Annotated in this window: 1 protein-coding gene; it reads right to left on the bottom strand. The window is 60.9% G+C overall.

The genetic code is table 11. The features are described from left to right. Window positions 1-7 precede the first annotated feature (7 nt). On the bottom strand, window positions 8-1,042 hold a 1,035-nt coding region (locus XH87_RS08375; RefSeq protein ID WP_271586884.1), incomplete at its 5' end, for an ISAs1 family transposase.

Here is a 1,042-nt window from a genome sequence, read left to right as displayed (position 1 = left end):
GGCAGGGCTATCGCATGTGACAGATGAGGCTGAGAAGGAATGCGTCTTCCCAGCCTGCCCGCTTGACCTTTTGTCGCATAGAGATGCGGGCGGGGTGGGTCCGAATGAGGTTGATTGCAGCCCTCCGCAGGACCGCGAAGTTCTCGGGACCGTTGTTTTTTCTGGTTCGACAGGCATCTTCGCCGAAGACGACATCGAGCACCCAATGCAACTGGTTCTCGATGCTCCAATGGCTGCGAACGATCTGCAACAGGCGTCTTGCAGGCAGATATTTGGACAACAAGTAATATCGCACAGCCGGCTTGCCGGCGGGTTTTCCGTGCAGCCGTCGGCGCGAAGTGATGCGGGCCACGGCCGCCACTCCGGGGAAGCGGTTTGTCGTCCCCAGGCTGGTGTTGCGTATGACGGTCGCACGCCTGGATTCGTGCCGGTCGTGCGTGCTTGGGTCGACCCGCTGAGCCACGCTGCGCTTGCCCGAGCGGATAAAGAGGCGCTCGACCTCGGCAAACAACTTGCTCTGATTTTCCTTGAGAGCCAGCACATAGTCGGCACCACGCGCGAGGACTTTCTTGGCGAAGGGACGATTGCAGTGCAATGCGTCGGCGGTAACGATACAGCCCTCGAGCGAGAGCATCTGCAGCACTTCCAGGGCGCCTTGAGCCTCGTTGCGGCCCGGAGCCTTGCACGCGGCCAAGGCCATGCGGGCTTCGGTCGCAAATACATTGACCATGTGCAGCGGCGTCGCGCTGCGGCCGCGTTCGTAGGCCCCTCGAACCGCCTTGCCGTCGACTGCCACCACGCCGGTGAGCTTGATCCCGTTGGTCTCGGCGAATGCTGCCATAAAGCTCCGGAAGGCTTGCTCGAAAGCCTCCGGATCGAGCGCGTTGAAGACCCGACTGAAGGTGTCGTGACTGGGAATTCCGTGCTCCAGTCGAAGGAATTGCCGCAACAGCTTCTCTTTGGAGGATGCGAACACCTCCATATCCGTCGCGCACTGTCCGCCGCACAACACGGTGGCCAATCCGATGACGATGATATCCAG

The organism is Bradyrhizobium sp. CCBAU 53415 (genome assembly GCF_028128735.1).
Taxonomy (GTDB): domain Bacteria; phylum Pseudomonadota; class Alphaproteobacteria; order Rhizobiales; family Xanthobacteraceae; genus Bradyrhizobium.
Note: the sequence above shows the minus strand (reverse complement) of the source record. Positions and strands in the feature narration are given on the sequence as shown.